Genomic DNA, 17,688 nt, shown 5'->3' with positions numbered 1-17,688 from the left:
AGAACGGTTCGGGCGGGTACGGCTTCGGTCGCGGACCGAGTCGATTCACGGGAGGAGACACGGGGACGTCCAGCTGGCTAGCGTCATCTGACCGAATCCGATCCCGGCGGGCGTGGCTGCGGGGCGCCGGACGTCGCGGTTCCGCCGGACGTCGCGGTGACGTTGGATGGCGTGGTGCCGCTGGTCAGCGCGGTGCGCAGCTGTGCCCGCGAGGTGATGCCGAGCTTCGGGAAGATGCGGTAGAGGTGCGAGCCGATCGTGCGATGGGACAGGTACAGGCGCTGCCCGATCTCCCGGTTCGACAGGCCCTGCGCGGCCAGCTCGGCGATCTGGGCCTCCTGCGGTGACAGCAGTTCGCTCGGGCCGACGGTGGGAAGCCAGCCCTTCTCACCGGTCGCGCGAAGCTCCTGGTCGGCGCGTTCGGCCCAGGCCCGGGCGCCCAGGGTGTCGAAGGCGTCACGAGCCGCTCGCAGCATCGTTCGGGACTCGACGAGCCGCCGGTGCCGGCGTAGCCACGAGCCGTATGCCAGCTCCGCCCGGGCCCGATGCCAGGGCAGGCGGCGCCCGCCGCCGTCGAGGGCCTGCCGGAACAGCACCTCGGCGGTCGTGTCGTCGGCCAGGACCGCGCGGGAGTACTCCAGGGCGATTCTCGCCGCGGGCGAGGGATCATTGCCGGCGATGCGCTCGATGCCGACCAGCAGGGCACGTCCCTCGTCCTGGCGACCGGTGTGGACGGCGGCTTCCGCCAGGTAGCTCAGCGTCCAGACCTGTTGGGCGCGCTGGAAGGCCGGATCCTCGGGATCGAACACCCGTCGCAGCTGCCCGTAGGCCTGTTCGTAGCGGGCTGAGCCCAGCTCGGCCAGGCCGCGGGCGAACTGGACACCCGCGAGCAGGGACGACGTGGCGATCGGCGTCCGAACGGCCACCCGCTCAGCGGCGGTGAGCAGTTCCGCGCCCGGGCCGTGGCTGCCGCGGATCGCTCCGATGGTGGCGATCGCGATCCGTGCTGTCGCCGCCCACAGGGTCTGGCCGGTCTCGTCGGCCAGCCGCATCGCCTCGTCGGCCGTGCGCGCCAGCTCAAAACCGCCGAGGTAGATCGCGGCCCAGGCGCGGATCGCGAGGGCCTCGGCGAGCAGGCTCAACCGGCCCTGAGAGCGCAGCGCGTCGACCGGTGTGGAGAGGAACTCGACCGCGCGGGCGAAGTCACCCGTGCAGAACGCGGCGATACCGAGCAGGCCAGCCGCCTCCGGCCGGCCGTGCGCGTCCGAAGGCCAGTGGGCGAGCTGGCCGATGACGAAGGATCCGCGTTCGTTCGATTCGGCGAGCGCGCAGACGGCCAGCAGCCGCGGATCGTTCTCCGGCAGCGACACCTGCTGCACCGTGCGGACGATCTCATGACGGACGTCCGCTCCAGGGTCGCTCCACCACACCCGCCGGGCGGCGCCGACCAGAAGCTGCATGGCAAGGTCCGGATCGCTGGTGCGCAGGGCCTGCTCGGCCAGCCGGATCAGCCGCCGCACCTCCGCCGATTCGCCCGAGCAGCCGTCATCGAAGACGCCTTCCAACCATGCCAGCCTCGACTGGTCCCGGGGGCGAAGTGCCATCCCGGCGACCTGCCTCCTGATCCGCTCGACCTGGCCGAAACGGCCCAGCTCGAACGCGATCTCCGCCGCGTCGAGCAGACGCGCCCCCCGCGCCGACGGATCGGGGCTGAGCGCTGCCGCTCGTCGCAGCCAGGACACGGCTGACACCAGGGCGCCACGCCGGAAGGCGTTGCGGGCCGCCTGCTCGAGCTCGGCGGCGATCCGCTCGTCGGCCGCCGTGATCGAGGACGCCCGATGCCAGGCGGCCCGGTCGGGATGCGGACTGGAAAGGACGCTGGCCAGCGCGGCATGGCCGGCCTGCCGCTGCGCGAGCGGCGTCGCGTGCCACAGCGCCGAGCGGACGAGGGGATGCCGGAAATGGGCGACCGTGCCGTCGGAGATCAGCAGACCCTCGTCGAACGCCGGCTGGCTGGCCTCGAGACCAACCGTGGCACCCCCGACGATGCTCGCCGCGGCCAGCATCTCCGCCAGATCCGTGCCGTCGTCCAGCGCGGCGACCATCAGCAGCGTCCGCGTCGCGGCGGGCAGGTGCGCGACCCGGGACACGAAGGCGCGCTCCAGCCGGGTCGTCATCGGCAGCTCGTCGGACAGCTCGGTCCACCCGAACCGGCCGGATCGCATCGCCACCGGGAACTCCTGCAGCGCCAGCGGATTGCCCCGGGCCGCCCGCAACACCCGCTCGCGCAGTGCCGGTGTCAGGTCCGGCGCGTGCTTGTCGACGAGGGCCGAGGCCGCGGAGGTGTCGAGGCCGGCGACAGTCACCCATTCCATCGACGGGTCGTCCGTGAACGGTGCGGAGCCGGCCCGTACCGAAGCCAGCACCATGACCCGCTCGCTCTCGACGCGCCGGGCCACGAACGCCGCCACGTCGACCGACGGCTCGTCCATCCAGTGCAGGTCGTCGAGCGACAGGAGGACGGGTGCCTGCCGGGCCGCGTCCACCACGAGCTCCAGCACGGCGAGCGCGATCAGGAACGGGTCCGGTGACGTCAGGTCGCTCATACCGAAGCCGGACAGCAGGGCGTCCCGCTGCCGTGCCGGCAAGGTGGCGCTGCGTGCGAGTACCGGTCGCAGCACCTGATGGAGGCTCGCGAACGGCAGGTGCGTCTCCGATTCGCTGCCCCGTGCCGTCAGCACGGTGAATCCACGCGCGCGGGCGTCCTCGACGACGGCGGCCTGCAGCGCGCTCTTGCCCACGCCGGCCTCGCCGACCAGGCCGACCCCGCAGCCCCGCGACTCGATGCGGCTCAGGCGATCGCGCAGGTCGCCGAGTTCCTTCTCCCGGCCCAGCAACAAGCCCTCACCTGCCATCACCCCAGCATGATGGCGCAGCGGCGGGAAACGCCAAGACGGCATCGTCGACCGGACACCCGGTTGCCGGAGTCCGTCCACTGCCGGCACCACCGCACGGACCGGCCCCGAAGGGCGGCCCGTGCGGTGGCCCAGGGGATACCGATGCCTAGACGGATGTTCCCTTGCCGGCCTCCGCCGGCTCTCCCGCCTGCTCCTTCGTCTCCGTGGCGTCCTCGTCTTCGTCCTCGTCCGCGTCGGCGGCGGCGTCCGTGGCGTCCGTGTCCGCCTCGTCGTCGTCCGTCCCGGCTGTTGCCGTGGCGGTGTCGTCCGTCACGCTGTCGGGAGCCCCGGCGGTTGCCGCGGGCGCCGGCGCGGCCGGCGGACGGGCCGGTGAGGTGGCCGCGCGGTAGATCCAGCCCTGCTCGTCCGCCCACAGCAGCAGGGGCGGCAGCACGATCAGGGCGGAGAGCAGCGCGACGCCGACGTTCAGGGCCACCACGAGTCCGAAGCCACGCAGCAGCGGCAGCTCACTGAACGCCAGCACCACGATTCCGATGACCGCGGCCAGCGCCGAGACCATGAAGGCGCGGCCGGTTCTGGTCGCGGCCTCGTCGATCGCGGCCTGTGGGCTGCGGCCGCGTTCACGTTCCTCGAGGTGCCGGATGACGATCAGCGTGGTGAACTCCGTACACAGCGCGATCACCAGTGGTCCGCCGACGGCGGTCAGCGGGCTGAGCTCGAAGCCGGCGGCCCAGGAGATGAGCCCGGTGAGGCCGACCGCGATCAGCACCGGAACCATCGACACCAGGGCCCGGACGAGGTTCAGGTGGCGGATCAGCAGAACGAGGAACACCGCGATGAGCGCGTAGTAGGTGAGCTCGGCGCGGTTCTTCTCGAAGTTCTCCAGCAGGCCGGTGCCGACGACGGCCAGGCCCGACGGGGTGGCCCGCACGCCCTCGGGCGGCGCCACGGTGTCGCGGATGTCGTTGACGACGACGGCCCGCTGCTCCAGTGATCCCGGGCCGGTCCGGAAGATCAGGTTGAGCGATTTTCCGTCCAGGTTGACGGTGCTCTTCCTGATTGCTTCCGGTGCCACCTTGTAGGCGCGCTCGATGTCGGCGCCGGTCGGCGCCACCAGCGTGGTGTCGGGGATCTCCATGAGGAAGCTGACCGTCGTCACCAGGCTGGACGCGGTGACCAGATCCCCGGGGTGCTCCTCGAGCTGCTGGTAGGCGAAGTCGTGGACGAACTTCACCGTCTTGTCGTCGAAGACGTCGCCGGACTGGATGTAGATGCCCAGCTCGCTGCTGGAGCCGGTGCGCGCCTTCAGCGTCTGGATGTCCTTCACGACCTGGGAGTCCTGGTTGACCCACTTCTCCGGGTCGGTCTGGACCTTCAGGTTGCCGTCGGCGAACACCCCGCCGACGAAGACCCCGACCGCGGCGACGACGAGGGGGATGGCGGTGAACCGGGGGAGGGAGCCGAGGACGAGCACGGTCCGCCCGAGCGGCCCGTGGGAGTAGTCCTTCGGCGGGGTGGGCCTGCGGCGCTCCCGGAAGCCGAGCGAGGCGGCCAACAGCAGCACTGTCGCGACGACGATGACCGGCAGGCCGATCGCGAGCAGAACGCCGAAGTCGCGGATCATCGGCACCTGGCTGAACTCCAGGGCGAGGAAGGAGACGACGCCGGCGACGGTGGCGAGCACCAGGGCGGGCATCAGCCGGCCGAGTGCCTCGGCCACCGGATGCCCGGCCCGGTCGAGCTGTGCCTCCTCCTCGACCCGGCTGTGCAGCTGGACCGCGAAGTCGATGCCGACGCCGAGCAGCACCGGCAGGCCGGCGATCGTGACGATGGACAGCGGCACGTCGAGGTAACCGGCGAGCCCGAAGGCCCAGACGAGCCCGACGCCCACCACCCCGAGCGGCAGCAGCCGCCAGCGCACCGCGAAGGCGACCACCAGCAGGACGGCCATCAGCAGCAGCGAGATGCCGCCGAGGGTGAGGAACCCACCGCGCAGGTAGTCGTTGATGTCGCGGAGCAGCGCGGCGGCGCCGGTGGTGACCACCTCGGCGTTGTCGAACGTGAGCTCCTTGGTGGCCGCTTCGGCCGCCGAAGCGCCCTCACCCTCGTCCGCGATCGAGGCGTTGCCCTGCAGCCGCACCACCATCTGCGCGGTGCTGTCGCTCGGGAAGAACGGTCGCAGCGACTTGCGGATGGCGCCGGTGTTGTCGTGCAGGAGGAAGTCGACCCACTCCGGATCATCGAAGACGCGCCGCTCCGCGGGGATCTCGTTGATCCGTTGCAGCGTCTTCAGCGAGTCCTGCAGCCGGCGGTCCGCGGACGCCGGGTCGGGGTCGCGGTCGCGGGCACCGAGCAGGATCTGCCCGGCCGCGCTGTTGATCGGGTTCCCGTCGTCGCTGGTGACGAGGTTGTGGGTGAACTCCAGCGCGGTCAGCGGAGTGACCACGGCGGTGATGCGCGGGTCCTTCTCCAGCTTTGCGGACAGCGCGCGGAACTTCTCGACGTTGCCGGTGGTGAACAGATCCTTCAGCTCGGAGCCGGGCTTGACGGTGAACAGGCTGATCATGGCCTGGCCACCGAAGAGATCCTGGTAGGCGACGTTGTCCTTGGCGACCTGGGAGTCGGAGTTGAGGTAGTTCTCCTGGCCGGTGGTGAACTCCAGGCGCGGTAACCCGAGACCCAGGACGACGGTGACCACTGCCACAACCGCCGCGACGATGCTCGTCCGCCGGCTCAGTGTCTGCCCGATGCCTGACCAGAAGGGTCCGGTCGGACCGGGGACAGGGCCGGGTCCGGTGTCTGGGGGCGCGGTGGACTCGGAGGGCACTTGCGCGCTCGACATCAGCATGCTCCGCAGCTGTGGTAGTGGGCCAGGGCTCGACGGGAAGTCTCTGTCGTTCGTTGTACAGGGCTGTATAGCGCAGATCACATCAAGTTAGCTACTCGTGGGTAGTGTTGACTTTCATGTCGATCTGTGCCTCTCAGCGGAAATGGCTGGTCGGGTGCGGTGGCCCGTTGAAAGAAGTTGGACGTAGTTGTCGGGCCATCGGCTGCGGTGTGGCCCTCGGGGTGTCAATGGAAGTTACCGGCAGGTAGCCTGTGGATGCGCCTACTGGCGAGTAGCAACGTCCGTGTGGCGCCCCCGCGGCGTGTCCGAGCGGCCGAGGGGCCGAGGGGCCGGGTGGCCGGGTGGTCGTGCGGTCGAGGGGTCGTGCGGCCTCCGTGCGGCGGGAGTGCGGTGGCGGCGAGGTGGCAGCGAGGGGAGGGGCCGTCCATGGGGGCACTACCGGAGCAGCCGCCAGCCGTGCTCGCCCGCGCATCGCGCCGAGTCGGCCGGGTGCCGGGCGAGCCTGGCCTGACCGGCGTGCTCGCCACGGCCGAGAACCTGCTCGGACAGCTGGTGGCACACGCGGTCGACGCGATCTGGGCGCAGGTCCCGGCTTACCGCACGAGCACGGATGGGCAGCTGCGTGGGGATGTGACCGCGCATGTGGAGGCTGTGTTCCGAGCGTTGCTGGCCAGCGTGGCGGAGCAGCGGCCGACCCGGGCGGAGGATCTCGCGCCCACCCGGGCGCAGTCGCGTCGCCGGGCCAGACAGGAGATTCCGCTCGCCGACCTCCTGCAGGCGTTCGTCGTCGGCCAGCTCACGCTCTGGGAGGCAATGGTGGCGGCCACCCGCGCCGACTCCGGTGCCCGCGCCGCGACGCTCGCACTCGCCGCCGATGTCATGCGCCTCACCGAGGCCGGGACCGCGGCGGCGGCCGAGTCCTATCTGGATGAGCAACAGTTCCAGCTCGCGGACAGCGACCGCCTGCGCCGGGACGTCCTTGAGGATCTGCTGGCCGCGCGCGAGCTGCCGGACGGCCCGAAACGGGCCCTGCTGCGCTCGGTCGGCCTGGGAACGCGGACCAGGCTGGTGGCCCTGTCCGCGGTGCCCGTGGCCCCGTTGTCGGCTGACCAGCAGTTGCAGGACGCCGCTTCGACTCTGCGCAGAGCGGTGGTCCGCGGCGGCGCCGGTCTGGTCGTGGTGCGGCAGGCGGAGATCGTCGCGGTGTCGCCCGTCCCCGCCTGCGCGGCGGAGGTGGTGGAACGCCTCGAGGCGTTGGTGGATGCCCTCGGCCGGGACGGGGTGTGCCTCGCGGTGGGTGTCAGCGCCGTGCATGACCGGCTCGCCGAGCTACCCGACGCCTATTCGGAGGCTTGCCTCGCCCGAAGAAGCCTGGGTGAGCACGGCGGGGTGGTGGTGCTGCCCCTGCTGTCCAGTTTCGACTATCTGCTGATGCGGGACGACTCCCTGGCGCGCCAGCTCGTGCGACCGGCGGTGCGGCGGTTCGTCGAAGAGGACTCGGCGTGCGGCTCAAGGCTGATAAAGACGTTTCTCGCATACACCGCCAGCAATCTCAACGCGAAGACCGCGGCCGAGCTGCTGCATCTGCACGCCAATACGGCCTACTACCGGCTGGAGCGCATTGCCGAGCGCACCGGATGTGACCTGCGCTCCGTCCAGGACGTGATCGAACTGGTCGTGGCCATCCGCCTGCTCGCGCCCGGCAGTGTGGTGCGGCGGCCGGAGCGGCCCGGCGGGCGGTCTGTGGACGAGTCACAGCCGACTTCGTGACCCGGCCACTAGCTCGCCGGACAGGTGAAGGAACAGAGTGGTTACCGGAACAGAGTGGTTTACGGGAACAGAGTGGTTTACGGGAACAGAGTGGTTACGCGCCCCACACACGCGGTCTCACGGAGGTGCTCGTGCTCAACTTAGCCGTGTTGCTCGAGGACAGCGCACGCACGGTTCCGGATCGGACCGCCATAGTCTTCGACGATCGCCGCTGGACGTATCACGAGGTGAACGCGATGGCGAACCTCGTGGCCGGCGCACTGGTGGATCGAGGCATCAAAGCGGGGGACCGGGTCGCGTTGAGCTGCCCCAACCTGCCGTACTTCCCGGTCGTCTACTACGGGATCCTCAAGGCGGGCGCGGTCGTGGTACCGCTGTCCATCCTGCTCACCGAGCGGGAGATCTCCTACCATCTGAGTGATTCCGGTGCGCGGGCCTTCTTCTGTTTCGAGGGGGCCGACGACCTTCCCATGGGCGAGCGCGGGCTGGCCGCTTTTGATTCCACGCCGGGATGTGACCTCTTTGTTCTCCTCGCGGCGGACCTGGCGGCGCAGGCCGGCCGGGTGCCCGGCGAGACGCTCCTGCAGTTCGCCCAGACGGGCTCGCCCGACTTCACCACCCGGCACACCGCCGAAACCGACACCGCGGTCGTGCTGTACACCAGCGGAACCACCGGCAGCCCGAAGGGCGTAGAGCTCACCCACAGCAACCTGGTGCACAACGCGTTGATGTGCAGCCGGCTCTTCAACGTCCAGGCGGACGATATCCAGCTGGTGGCCCTGCCGCTGTTCCACACCTTCGGGCAGACCGTTCACATGAACTGCGGATTCGCCACCGGCACCACCCTGGTACTGCTGCCCAGGTTCACCGCGGAGAAGGCACTGGATCTTCTCGAGCGGGAGAATGCCACCGTCTTCGTCGGTGTTCCCACCATGTACTGGGCTCTGCTGAACCACGTGGCCGCCACCGGGTACGACGTCGCGGGGGTCTGCGCCAACCTCCGGCTCGCGGTGGCCGGCGGCTCGTCGCTGCCCATGGAGGTCCTCACCTCGTTCGAGGAGCGCTTCGGGGTTCCGGTTCTGGAGGGCTACGGCCTGTCCGAGACCAGCCCGGTCGCCACGTTCAACCGCCTGGACCGGCCGCGCCGGCCCGGTTCGATCGGCCTGCCGGTCTGGGGTGTCGAGATCCGTGTCAGCCGGGACGACGGCACCGAGGCGGCGGTCGACGAGCCCGGCGAGATCTGCGTCCGCGGGCACAACGTGATGAAGGGCTACCTCAATCGCCCGGAGGCCACCGCGGAGGCGATCGACCCGCAGCAGTGGTTTCACACCGGAGATATCGGAACCAGGGATGCCGACGGCTACGTCTACGTGGTCGACCGCAAGAAGGACATGATCATCCGAGGTGGTTTCAACGTCTACCCGCGGGAGGTCGAGGAGGTCCTTCTCACCCATCCCGCGGTCAGCCTGGCGGCCGTGATCGGCGTTCCTCACCCCAGCCACGGCGAGGAGGTGAAGGCCTTCGTCGTCCTGCGGGCCGAGGCCGAGGCGACGGAGAAGGAGCTGGTCGACTGGTGCCGCGAGGTCATGGCCGCGTACAAGTACCCGCGCATCGTCGAGTTCATGGAGTCGCTGCCCATGACCGCCACCGGCAAGATTCTCAAGCGAGCCCTGACACCAGGGAAGCCGCATACCGGAACACGGTGCTGAGTTCATTTCTGATTTCGTTGAGGCTTTTCCGTCTCACGTCTGTCCGGCCTGTGGTCGCCGGCCGGAGCCGACGACGGAAAGGCTCATTCCTCCGGAACGGAGCTGGGTGAATCGATGATGAAGCACATCCTGGACGCGATCATGACGGGCGGACAGCGGTCGCCGGAACGACAGGCGGAGTTCGCGTCGCTGGCGGTGCCGGAGTCGTATCGGGGTGTGGTGGTGCGGAAGGACGAGGTGGGGTTGTTCGAGGGGCGGGTGTCGCGGGACAAGGATCCGCGGGAGTCGTTGCATGTGGATGAGGTGGCGACGCCGGAGTTGGGGCCGGGTGAGGCGTTGGTGGCGGTGATGGCGTCGTCGGTGAACTACAACACGGTGTGGACGTCGATTTTTGAGCCGTTGTCGACGTTCGGTTTCCTGGAGCGGTATGGGCGGACGTCGCCGTTGGCGCGGCGGCATGATCTGCCGTATCACGTGGTGGGGTCGGATCTGGCGGGTGTGGTGTTGCGGACCGGACCGGGGGTGCATGCCTGGCACCCCGGTGACGAGGTGGTGGCGCACTGTCTGTCGGTGGAGTTGGAGCGGCCCGAGGGTCACAACGACACGATGCTGGATCCGGAGCAGCGGATCTGGGGGTTCGAGACGAACTTCGGTGGTCTCGCGGAGCTCGCCCTCGTGAAGGCGAACCAGCTGATGCCGAAGCCGAACCACCTCAGCTGGGAGGAGGCGGCGTCCCCCGGTCTGGTGAACTCGACGGCGTATCGGCAGTTGGTGTCGCGGAACGGGGCCGGGATGAAGCAGGGCGACGTCGTCCTGATCTGGGGCGCGTCGGGTGGGCTGGGGTCGTATGCGACGCAGATGGCGTTGCGGGGTGGGGCGATTCCGGTGTGTGTGGTGTCGTCGCCGGCGAAGGCGGAGATCTGCCGGTCGATGGGGGCGGAGCTGGTGATCGACCGGGCGGCGGAGGGGTATCGGTTCTGGTCGGATGAGGTGACGCAGGATCCGCGGGAGTGGAAGCGGTTGGGGGCGCGGATCCGGGAGCTGACGGGTGGGGAGGATCCGGACATCGTGTTCGAGCATCCGGGGCGGGAGACGTTCGGGGCGTCGGTGTTCGTGGCGCGTAAGGGTGGGACGGTCGTGACGTGTGCGTCGACGAGTGGGTTCATGCACGAGTACGACAACCGGTATCTGTGGATGAGTCTGAAGAGGATCGTGGGGTCGCATTTCGCGAACTATCGGGAGGCGTGGGAGGCGAACCGGTTGGTGGCGCGGGGGTTGATCCATCCGACGTTGTCGAGGGTGTATGCGTTGGAGGAGACGGGGCAGGCGGCGTTCGATGTGCATCGCAACGCGCATCAGGGGAAGGTCGGGGTGTTGTGTCTGGCGCCGGAGGAGGGGCTGGGTGTTCGTGACGAGCAGACCCGGGCTCGTCACCTGACGGCAATCAACCGCTTCCGCGGCGTGTAGTCCGGAGGCCGGCGCATCGGCCGGAGTGGCCGGAGTGGCCCTACACCGAGCCGGCCGGACCGCTCGCGATATCAGCGGTCCGGCCGGCCCTGTCATCAGCGAGTGTCAGCCCTTGCGTACCAGGCCGTTGTTGGTCCAGCCCCTGACCACGCCCGCGCTGTCGGACACCAGGTAGTCGTCGCGGCCGTCACCGTTGTAGTCGGTCAGGTGGAGCTGGTCGCGGGTCGCGCCGACGCCGGTCGCGATCTCACCCTGGGTGAGCCACGTCGCGCCGCCGCCGCCGCGGTTGTTCCGCCAGGCCCAGATCCGTCCGCTCTCGCTGACGGCCAGGTAGTCGCCCCGGCGGTCGCCGTCGATGTCGGCGAAGGTGATCATCGAGGCGGGCAGGCCGACCCCCGCGGCGATCTCGCCCTGGGCCTGCCAGGACACCCCGCTGCTGCCGCCGGCGACGTTGCGCCAGGCCTGCACCTGCCCACCGGTGCCGACGACGAGGTAGTCGTCCCGGTTGTCGCCGTCGATGTCGCTGAACCGGATCGTGTCACGAGCCCCGGAGCCCGCGGCGACCACGCCCTTGGCCTGCCAGGACACGCTGTTGCCGCTGCCGGCGTTGAACCAGGCCTGCACCTGCCCTGATGTGCTGACCACGAGGTAGTCGTCCCGGTTGTCGCCGTTGAGGTCGGCGAAGCGCACCGACTCCCGCGGCCCGGCCCCCGCGGCGACCTGGCCCAGATAGGTCCACGGCGAGCCGCTGCCGCCACGGTTGTTCAGCCAGGCCCGCACCGCGCCCTGCTCGCTCACGACCAGGTAGTCGTCCTTGCGGTCACCGTTGAGGTCGGCGAACCGCACCTCGGGCAGGGTGGCGCCGACCCCGCTCGCGACGGTGCCCTGGTAGTCCCACCGGTCCTCCTGGCCGAAGACGTCGTTGCGCCACGCCGTGACCTGGCCGGTGCTGTTGACCACCAGGTAGTCGCTGCTGCCGCCGCCGGTGAGGTCGGCGAACTCGACGTCGGCCCGGGAGGCACCGACACCGCCGGCGATCTCGCCCTGGACCAGCCAGCCCGCGCCGGACTCGCTGAAGGTGTTCAACCAGGCCCGCACCTGGCCCTGGGCCTGCACGACCAGGTAGTCGTCGCGGCTGTCACCGTCGAGGTCGGTGAACCGCACCTCGTCGCGGGTCGCACCCACACCGGCGGCGACCACACCGGCGTAGCCCCAGGACATCCCGCTCGCGCTGCGGTTGTTGAGCCAGCCCTTCGCCACGCCCGCGCCGTCGAGGACGAGGTAGTCGTCGCGGCCGTCACCGTTGATGTCGGCGAAGCGCACCTCGTCGCGGGTCGCGCCGACACCGGTGGCGACGACGCCCTGGGAGTCCCAGGACACCCCGCCGCCCCCGCCGGGGACGTTGAGCCAGCCCTGCACCACACCCGCGCTGTCGACGACGAGGTAGTCGTCGCGGCCGTCACCGTTGATGTCGGCGAAGCGCACCGAGTCACGCGGGCCGGAGCCCGAGGCGACCTGGCCCCTCGACTGCCAGGAGATGCCACCGCTGCCACCGGGAGTGTTGAACCAGGCCTGGACCTGGCCCTGGTCACCGACGAGGAGGTAGTCGTCCCGACCGTCGCCGTTGAGGTCGGCGAACCGCACCTGCGCCCGCGGTCCGGCGCCGGAGGCGACGACCCCCATCGGGCTCCAGCCGTTGTCAAGGTTGGCTGACGGGTCGACGGCCCCGGTGGTGCCACCGGCGCCGCCCGTCGTCCCACCGCAGGCGTCGACGAAGAAGTCGGCCGGCTGCGTGACGCCGAACCCGCCCTTCGTCAGGATCTCGTTGATCGCGCCGTTGAAGGCGTCGCCCATCTTCCGGTAACCGGTCGCGTTGGGATGCAACGAGTCGGTCATGTCCCCGGGGGTGACCGCGCCCATGTCGACCACGTGGACCATCCGCCCGGTGGCGCGGAACTCGGCCGCGATCCCCGGGATGGCGGCGTTGTACGCCTGGATGCGGTTCATGGTCGCCGGTGTCGTGGACGGAATGAGCGTGGCGAGCATGACCGTCGTCCTCGGGGCGGCCTCGAAGATCCTGCGCAGCAGGGTGCGCAGCCGGTCCGGGGCACCGGCCACCGAGACGTTGCGCGCCATGTCGTTCGTGCCGATGTGCAGCGTGACGATGTTCGGCTGGTAGGTGCGGACCGTGCAGGCCGCGATCTGGCTTATCTGGCTGATCGTCCAGCCGGGGTGGCCCTCGTTGTCCGTGTCGGGCAGCTGGCCGGTATCCACCGAGCCGACGAAGTCCAGGTCGTCCACCCTGGGGTCGAGCAGGCTCCACAGCCGGGCCCGGTAGCTGGAGTTGTCCGACGTCCCCACGCCGTAGGTGATCGAGTCACCCAGCGGCAGCACGCGCAGGTTCGTCGGGTTGGCTCCCGCCTGTTCCACACCCTCCACGATGCCGAGCGCGATGTCGTCGGCGTTCGCGGCCAGGCCGTCACCAGTGCTGGCGATCGCATCCCCGGTCGCGGGCGCCCAGAATTTGATCTTCTGCCCGAGATTGCGCAGCACCCCACCGGCCGAGGCCATCCAGTTCGGGCCCTGCGCCTTGACCAGGGGATTGAGCCACCCCTCCCAGCCGTAACCCAGGATGGCGGCCCCTACCGCGGCGCCCAGAACGATGGCCCAGGCCTTCCAGCTGTGCAGCTGGCCGGTGACCGCGTTCCTGATCGCGCCGCCGATGAGCGTCCCGAAGAATCCGCCGAGCGGCGTGCAGAGCACGGGGGCGGCCGCCCCCAGCGGTCCGGTGGCAGCGGCCATACAGGCGAAACGGATGGCATAGACCATCGCGGCGGTGGCGAGGAGGAGGCCGATGTCCCGCAGCCACTCGAGGTCGGTTGCCTGCACCTCGTTCACCTGAACCGTGAGCGACAGTCCGGAGCCCGTCACGGCGGCGGAGCCGTCGAAGTCGTGCCAGGTCTCGGTCGGCGCGCCCGGCAGGTCCGCCCGGTAGGCGTCGAGCTGCTCCTTGATCGAGTCGCTCAGGAGCGCGTGGCGGGTGTTGAGGTCGTCCGCCCAGGCCTGTGCCGTCGCGTGGTCCCAGTTGTCGGGGAGCGGGATGTCGACCGTGAAGCTGGCCGGTGGCGGGTCGGCGGCCATGGCGGGCCGGGTCGAGCCCATCACCACCGCGACGGCGACCAGCACCGCGACGGCGATCATCCCCCATCCGCGACGGACCGTCGCCGGCCCGACGCCATGAGCACTACCAGCGGCCACGCTTCCTCCGATTGCGCGAACAGCCCCCATCAACGGTTGTCGGGGGCAAAACGCATCAGACCACCGCAGGACCACTGGACGGTGTCCGCGACATGAACGTCGGCGTCAGACATAACGGCATCGTGCTGGACGCGGAGTAAACCTGCGACTGTCCTGGGCGGCGACAACCTGACCCGTCCCGCCGCGGCGCCACTGGACAGTGCGCGAATTCAGCTGCGCAATTCTGCTGCGCCCGGATCCGGTTCGCAGTAGCGTTACTCGGCTCGGCAGTCCCGTTTGTATGCTCGGGCAAGTTCAGGGGGCGGGCGTGGCAGGGTATGTCTGGCGGCGTTCGGCGGCCGGGTTGTCGTTGTTGGGCGGCGTACTGATTGTGGGCTGCTGGCTGCTCACCTTCTTCACCCCCGTGCCTTTCCTCGTGCCGTTGGCCGTGGTGGCGGTCTTCGCCGTCGTGCAGTTCCTGGTGGGGCCGCGGCTGGTGGAATGGCTGGTGCCGGCGCACGAGCTGGCACGAGGCGAGGACGGGTATCTCAGCGACGAGCCGGTCGCCACGATGGTCGCCCGGCAGTGCCAGCTGGCCGGAGTTCCGCTGGTCCGGCTCGGCATCGTCGAGGACGGCGACCCGAACGCCTTCACCTTCGGCCACACGCGGCGGGACGCCCGGGTGTGGATCAGCCGCGGGTTGCTCGACCGCCTTGACGACCGCGAGGTCGAAGCCGTGGTGGCGCACGAGATCGGCCACATCCGCAACCGCGACTTCGCGGTGATGACGGCGGCGTCGGTGGTGCCGGCCCTGCTGTACTACGTCACGGCCGGAGCGCGCGGTGGCGACCAGTCCGGCGGGAACGACCCGGTCAGGATCCTCGGATTCGTCGTCTACCTGATTTCCGAGCTGGCGCTGCTCGGCCTTTCCCGGGCCCGGGAGCTCGGAGCCGATCACGCCTCCTGCGCGGCGACCGGTGACGGGGACGCCCTGTGCTCGGCGCTGGTGAAGATCGTGTACGGGATGGGGGAGCGGGACCGGGCTCTCGCCGAGCGCGTCGCGGACCTCCGCGAGAACGACCACCATCGCCAGGCCAGGCGTCTGGCCCGTAAGGAGGGCCGGACCCGAGCGGTCGGCGCGCTCGGCATCGCCAGTGCCGGCTCGGCGCCGTCGCTGGACCCGGCCGGGCCGCAGCTGCCACCGGAGCGGCTGGTACGGGCGCTGCGCTTCGAGGTCACCAGCCCCTGGGCCCGCTGGCAGGAGCTGCTGTCCACCCATCCGCTGGTCGCGACCCGGATCGCGGCCCTGGAGGCGAGTGGCCTGCCCGGCGCTCCTCGGGTGTGGTGCGGGGTGCGGACCGCGGCGCAGGCGAGTGCCGAGGAGCGCCTGCGGGCCCGAGCGCAGTTCCTGGCGGAGCTGCCGGTGCACTTCGGCGGCTGGCTCTGCCTGGGCGCCGCCTTCCTCGCCTTCAAGGGCGATCCTGGCCAGGCCAACCTGACACTGGTCTCCGCGCTGGTGGCGGCCGCCGGGGTGCTGCTGGTGATCCGCGCGACGCTGCGGGCGCCGCTGGGCACCCCGGAGCCGGTCGCGCGGGTCGCCGACCTGTTGGACCGCCTCGACGCCGGCCCGGTCTCCGCGATACCGGTCAGGCTGCGGGGGACGATTGTCGGCCGAGGCGGATTCGTGGCCTCATCGGATCTGGTTCTCGACGACGGCAGCGGGATCGTGACCCTCGAATACGACAATCCGCTGCCGGGGGCCGGCCTGCTGTTCGGAGCCACCCGTGCCAGCTCCTTCGTCGGCGAGGACGTCGAGGTGACCGGTTGGTATCTGCGCGGTCCCGAACCGTACGTCGAGCTGCGCGCGGTGAGCGGCACGGCGGCGGGCACCGTCTGGTGCTGGACGTTCGTCTCCCGCTACGTGCTCTCCGCCGCGGTGCTGCTCGCCGGCGCGCTGGCGCTCACTTTCACGCTCTGAGTACGGGACTCGCCTTCACCGGCCGAGTCCCGTGCTCTGAAACGTTCGCGGGCCAGCGGCGTTCGCGGGCCGGGGGTGTTCGAGGGATCAGAGGCGTTCGAGGATGAGCGCCATGCCCTGGCCGCCACCGACGCACATCGTGATGAGACCGGTCGTCCTGTCGTGCCAGTCGAGGCTGTTGAGCATGGTGTTCTGCAGGCGGGCGCCGGTCATCCCGAACGGGTGGCCGACGGCGATCGCGCCACCGTTGACGTTGAGCCGGTCGATGTCGATGCCGAGGTCCCGGTAGGACGGGATCACCTGCGCGGCGAAGGCCTCGTTGATCTCCACGAGGTCGATGTCGTCGATGGTCATGCCCGCGTGGGCGAGCGCCCGCCTCGAGGCCTCCACCGGGCCGAGGCCCATGATCTCGGGGGAGAGGCCGGAGACTCCGGTGGCGACGATCCGGGCCAGTGGGGTGAGGCCGAGCTCGGCGGCCTTGCTGTCGGACATGACGACGACCGCCGCGGCGCCGTCGTTCAGCGCGCAGCAGTTGCCCGCCGTGACGGTGCCGCTCTCGCGGAAGACCGGCTTGAGCTGGGAGACGGCCTCGTAGGTCACGCCCGCGCGGGGGCCGTCGTCGGCGGTGACGACGGTGCCGTCCGGTGTGGTGACCGGGGTGATCTCCCGGGCCCAGAATCCGTCCGCGATGGCCTTCTCCGCGAGGTTCTGCGAGCGGACGGCGAACTCGTCCATCTCCTGGCGGGAGATGCCGCGCAGTGTGGCGACGTTCTCGGCGGTCTGGCCCATCGCGATGTAGACGTCGGGGAGCAGCCCGTCCACGCGCGGGTCGTGCCAGGTCTCGTTGGATCTGGCCGTCGCCGCGGTGCGTGTCTGCGCGTCGTCGAAGAGATGGTTGACGGTGTCGGGGATGTGGTCGGAGGTCCCCTTGCCGAACCGGGAGACGGTCTCGACGCCGGCGGAGACGAAGATGTCGCCCTCCCCGGCCCTGATCGCGTGGAAGGCCATCCGGGTGGTCTGCACCGATGACGAGCAGTAACGGGTGATGGTGGCGCCGGGAACGGCATCCCACCCGTTGAGGACGCCGACCACGCGGCCCATGTTGTTGCCCGCCTCGCCGCCGGGCAGCCCGCAGCCGAGGAGCAGGTCGTCGATGGTGTTCGGGTCGAGCCCGGGCACCTTCTCGACGGCGGTCCGCGTGATGAAGGCCGCGAGGTCGTCGGGCCGGAGGTCCTTCAGGGACCCCTTCCCCGCGCGACCGATCGGCGTGCGTGCCGCAGCGACGATGACTGCCTCGGGCATGCGACCGTCTCCCATTCATGATCGGCTTCGGTGGGCGCCTCAGGTAAGCGCCCGCTTAGGATGGCCCCGGGTGGCCGCACTGTCCAGCGGTGCCCGACGGTGCCCGGCATGTGTGGGCTCCGGGGCTGATCGCCGCGCGTGCGCGGGCGCCCGCTGGCCCTGGCGGAGGGCCGTGGGATGCCGTCGAGCGGGATCCCGAATCCGTAGATGCGGAGCAAAGCTGCTGCTAGAGTTCGCTTCTGCGGATCGGGATCACCTGAAGCCCCGGGCCGTGGGGCCGCAGGTGCGCACCTGTGCCGCGAGACCCCCGTCGCAACCCGTGGTCGTCGGCTACGGGCGCAGACGCGTGCCGCCGTCGCAGCCGGCACGTTTCCGGCCGGCCTGAACGAACGTCCCGTCCGACCAGATCGAACAGCCTCGACCCGCACGCGACCAAGCCTGCCCTGTGCGGTTGTCTCC

The 17,688-nt window shown here is 70.2% G+C and carries 8 protein-coding genes; 4 read left to right on the top strand and 4 right to left on the bottom strand.

The window, feature by feature from the left end; all coding sequences use genetic code 11:
• Positions 1-83: 83 nt before the first annotated feature.
• Together ACG83_RS01915 and ACG83_RS01910 are read right to left on the bottom strand one after the other, a co-directional pair.
• Positions 84-2,915: an AAA family ATPase gene (locus tag ACG83_RS01915; RefSeq protein ID WP_161934717.1), complete on the bottom strand. Its 2,832-nt coding sequence runs from the start codon at positions 2,913-2,915 to the stop codon at positions 84-86.
• 148 nt (positions 2,916-3,063) lie between these two features.
• Complete coding sequence (locus tag ACG83_RS01910; RefSeq protein ID WP_083473058.1) at positions 3,064-5,760, bottom strand: RND family transporter; 2,697 nt, start codon at positions 5,758-5,760, stop codon at positions 3,064-3,066.
• A gap of 432 nt (positions 5,761-6,192) precedes the next feature.
• On the opposite strand from ACG83_RS01910, the gene ACG83_RS01905 reads away from it, so the two are divergent.
• The 3 genes from ACG83_RS01905 to ccrA all read left to right on the top strand — a co-directional run bounded on the left by ACG83_RS01905 (position 6,193) and on the right by ccrA (position 10,712).
• Complete coding sequence (locus tag ACG83_RS01905; RefSeq protein WP_054564420.1) at positions 6,193-7,536, top strand: CdaR family transcriptional regulator; 1,344 nt, start codon at positions 6,193-6,195, stop codon at positions 7,534-7,536.
• Positions 7,537-7,667: 131 nt separating this feature from the next.
• Positions 7,668-9,245 carry a long-chain fatty acid--CoA ligase gene (locus ACG83_RS01900; RefSeq protein ID WP_054565348.1) on the top strand — a complete coding sequence of 526 codons (1,578 nt, stop codon included), beginning with the start codon at positions 7,668-7,670 and terminating at the stop codon, positions 9,243-9,245.
• Between the two features lie 117 nt (positions 9,246-9,362).
• Positions 9,363-10,712, top strand: a complete 1,350-nt coding sequence (ccrA, locus tag ACG83_RS01895) for a crotonyl-CoA carboxylase/reductase (RefSeq protein WP_054565347.1) — start codon at positions 9,363-9,365, stop codon at positions 10,710-10,712.
• Positions 10,713-10,817: 105 nt separating this feature from the next.
• On the opposite strand, the gene ACG83_RS01890 is transcribed toward ccrA, so the two are convergent.
• Positions 10,818-13,913 (bottom strand): FG-GAP-like repeat-containing protein, encoded by a 3,096-nt coding sequence (locus tag ACG83_RS01890; RefSeq protein ID WP_054564419.1) that lies wholly within the window; start codon positions 13,911-13,913, stop codon positions 10,818-10,820.
• 364 nt (positions 13,914-14,277) lie between these two features.
• Here ACG83_RS01890 and ACG83_RS01885 point away from each other — a divergent pair, with 364 nt between their 5' ends.
• Positions 14,278-15,927 carry a zinc metalloprotease HtpX gene (locus ACG83_RS01885; RefSeq protein WP_235497520.1) on the top strand — a complete coding sequence of 550 codons (1,650 nt, stop codon included), beginning with the start codon at positions 14,278-14,280 and terminating at the stop codon, positions 15,925-15,927.
• An 87-nt stretch (positions 15,928-16,014) separates the two neighbouring features.
• Here ACG83_RS01885 and ACG83_RS01880 read toward each other — a convergent pair whose 3' ends face one another.
• A complete protein-coding gene (locus tag ACG83_RS01880) occupies positions 16,015-17,229 on the bottom strand; it encodes an acetyl-CoA C-acetyltransferase (RefSeq protein WP_054564417.1) in 1,215 nt (404 codons plus the stop codon).
• Positions 17,230-17,688 lie beyond the last annotated feature (459 nt).

It is taken from the genome of Frankia sp. R43, from assembly GCF_001306465.1.
GTDB classification, from domain to species: domain Bacteria; phylum Actinomycetota; class Actinomycetes; order Frankiales; family Frankiaceae; genus Parafrankia; species Parafrankia irregularis.
This window is presented reverse-complemented; position numbering and strand designations above follow the sequence as displayed.